The organism is Rahnella victoriana (assembly GCF_004330295.1).
GTDB lineage: Bacteria > Pseudomonadota > Gammaproteobacteria > Enterobacterales > Enterobacteriaceae > Rahnella > Rahnella victoriana.
Genome location: NZ_SJOJ01000053.1, coordinates 1 through 3,276, shown reverse-complemented (window position 1 = coordinate 3,276; position 3,276 = coordinate 1). Strand labels below are relative to the sequence as shown.

At 51.7% G+C, this 3,276-nt stretch carries 2 rRNA genes; both read left to right on the top strand.

Going from position 1 to position 3,276, the window contains the following annotated elements:
* The first annotated feature begins 153 nt into the window (after positions 1 to 153).
* Positions 154 to 3,061: ribosomal RNA gene (locus tag EYY67_RS24105) — 23S ribosomal RNA — on the top strand.
* A gap of 127 nt (positions 3,062 to 3,188) precedes the next feature.
* Positions 3,189 to 3,276: ribosomal RNA gene (gene rrf / locus EYY67_RS24100) — 5S ribosomal RNA — on the top strand; the annotation flags it as partial.

Here is a 3,276-nt window from a genome sequence, read left to right as displayed (position 1 = left end):
TTTGCTCTTTAACAATCTGGAACAAGCTGAAAATTGAAAGTTTACAGCTGAACATCACTCTCCGTAGAAGTACTGAGTGGTGGATTAGTCTGTAACAGAGTCTCTCAAATAATCGCAGCGCGATGATGTCTTTAAGACACCTTCGGGTTGTGAGGTTAAGCGACTAAGCGTACACGGTGGATGCCTAGGCAGTCAGAGGCGATGAAGGGCGTGCTAATCTGCGAAAAGCGTCGGTAAGGTGATATGAACCGTTATACCCGACGATACCCGAATGGGGAAACCCAATGTGTTTCGACACATTATCATTACATGAATACATAGTGTAATGAGGCGAACCGGGGGAACTGAAACATCTAAGTACCCCGAGGAAAAGAAATCAACCGAGATTCCCCCAGTAGCGGCGAGCGAACGGGGAAGAGCCCAGAACCTGAATCAGGGTATGTGTTAGTGGAAGCGTCTGGAAAGTCGCACAGTATAGGGTGATAGTCCCGTACACAAAAATGCATACGTTGTGAGTTCGATGAGTAGGGCGGGACACGTGACATCCTGTCTGAATATGGGGGGACCATCCTCCAAGGCTAAATACTCCTGACTGACCGATAGTGAACCAGTACCGTGAGGGAAAGGCGAAAAGAACCCCGGCGAGGGGAGTGAAATAGAACCTGAAACCGTGTACGTACAAGCAGTGGGAGCCTACTTTGTTGGGTGACTGCGTACCTTTTGTATAATGGGTCAGCGACTTATATTTTGTAGCAAGGTTAACCGTATAGGGGAGCCGTAGGGAAACCGAGTCTTAACTGGGCGTCAAGTTGCAAGGTATAGACCCGAAACCCGGTGATCTAGCCATGGGCAGGTTGAAGGTTGGGTAACACTAACTGGAGGACCGAACCGACTAATGTTGAAAAATTAGCGGATGACTTGTGGCTGGGGGTGAAAGGCCAATCAAACCGGGAGATAGCTGGTTCTCCCCGAAAGCTATTTAGGTAGCGCCTCGTGAACTCATCTTCGGGGGTAGAGCACTGTTTCGACTAGGGGGCCATCCCGGCTTACCAACTCGATGCAAACTACGAATACCGAAGAATGTTATCACGGGAGACACACGGCGGGTGCTAACGTCCGTCGTGAAGAGGGAAACAACCCAGACCGCCAGCTAAGGTCCCAAAGTCATGGTTAAGTGGGAAACGATGTGGGAAGGCATAGACAGCCAGGATGTTGGCTTAGAAGCAGCCATCATTTAAAGAAAGCGTAATAGCTCACTGGTCGAGTCGGCCTGCGCGGAAGATGTAACGGGGCTAAACCATGCACCGAAGCTGCGGCAGCGACACTTAGGTGTTGTTGGGTAGGGGAGCGTTCTGTAAGCCGTCGAAGGTGAACTGTGAGGTTTGCTGGAGGTATCAGAAGTGCGAATGCTGACATAAGTAACGATAATGCGGGTGAAAAACCCGCACGCCGGAAGACCAAGGGTTCCTGTCCAACGTTAATCGGGGCAGGGTGAGTCGACCCCTAAGGCGAGGCTGAAAAGCGTAGTCGATGGGAAGCTGGTTAATATTCCAGCACTTGGTGTTACTGCGAAGGGGGGACGGAGAAGGCTAGGCTAGCCGGGCGACGGTTGTCCCGGTTCAAGCGTGTAGGGGTGTAGTCCTGGTAAATCCGGATTACTTTAACCCTGAGGCGTGATAACGAGCCACTACGGTGGTGAAGTAGTTGATGCCAAGCTTCCAGGAAAAGCCTCTAAGCTCCAGGTAACACGAAATCGTACCCCAAACCGACACAGGTGGTCAGGTAGAGAATACTCAGGCGCTTGAGAGAACTCGGGTGAAGGAACTAGGCAAAATGGTGCCGTAACTTCGGGAGAAGGCACGCTGGCGCGTAGGTGAAGGGACTTGCTCCCGGAGCTGAAGCCAGTCGAAGATACCAGCTGGCTGCAACTGTTTAATAAAAACACAGCACTGTGCAAACACGAAAGTGGACGTATACGGTGTGACGCCTGCCCGGTGCCGGAAGGTTAATTGATGGGGTTATCCGTAAGGAGAAGCTCTTGATCGAAGCCCCGGTAAACGGCGGCCGTAACTATAACGGTCCTAAGGTAGCGAAATTCCTTGTCGGGTAAGTTCCGACCTGCACGAATGGCGTAATGATGGCCAGGCTGTCTCCACCCGAGACTCAGTGAAATTGAACTCGCTGTGAAGATGCAGTGTACCCGCGGCAAGACGGAAAGACCCCGTGAACCTTTACTATAGCTTGACACTGAACATTGAGCCTTGATGTGTAGGATAGGTGGGAGGCTTTGAAGCGTGGACGCCAGTCTGCGTGGAGCCAACCTTGAAATACCACCCTTTAATGTTTGATGTTCTAACTCGGCCCCATAATCTGGGGTGAGGACAGTGTCTGGTGGGTAGTTTGACTGGGGCGGTCTCCTCCTAAAGAGTAACGGAGGAGCACGAAGGTTAGCTAATCACGGTCGGACATCGTGAGGTTAGTGCAATGGCATAAGCTAGCTTGACTGCGAGAGTGACGGCTCGAGCAGGTACGAAAGTAGGTCATAGTGATCCGGTGGTTCTGAATGGAAGGGCCATCGCTCAACGGATAAAAGGTACTCCGGGGATAACAGGCTGATACCGCCCAAGAGTTCATATCGACGGCGGTGTTTGGCACCTCGATGTCGGCTCATCACATCCTGGGGCTGAAGTAGGTCCCAAGGGTATGGCTGTTCGCCATTTAAAGTGGTACGCGAGCTGGGTTTAGAACGTCGTGAGACAGTTCGGTCCCTATCTGCCGTGGGCGTTGGAAGATTGAGAGGGGCTGCTCCTAGTACGAGAGGACCGGAGTGGACGCATCACTGGTGTTCGGGTTGTCATGCCAATGGCATTGCCCGGTAGCTAAATGCGGAAAAGATAAGCGCTGAAAGCATCTAAGCGCGAAACTTGCCTCGAGATGAGTCTTCCCTGTGGCTTTAAGCCACCTGAAGGGACGTTTAAGACTAAGACGTTGATAGGCTGGGTGTGTAAGTGCAGCGATGCATTGAGCTAACCAGTACTAATGACCCGAGAGGCTTAACCTTACAACACCAAAGGTGTTTTAGCAGAGACTTTGAAGTAGATTTTCAGCTGATTGTTCCGAGATTGGTTCGTATGGCGGTGTGTGATGAGAAATCATGACACGATGCGGTATGAATGAAACAGAATTTGCCTGGCGGCAGTAGCGCGGTGGTCCCACCTGACCCCATGCCGAACTCAGAAGTGAAACGCCGTAGCGCCGATGGTAGTGTGGGGTCTC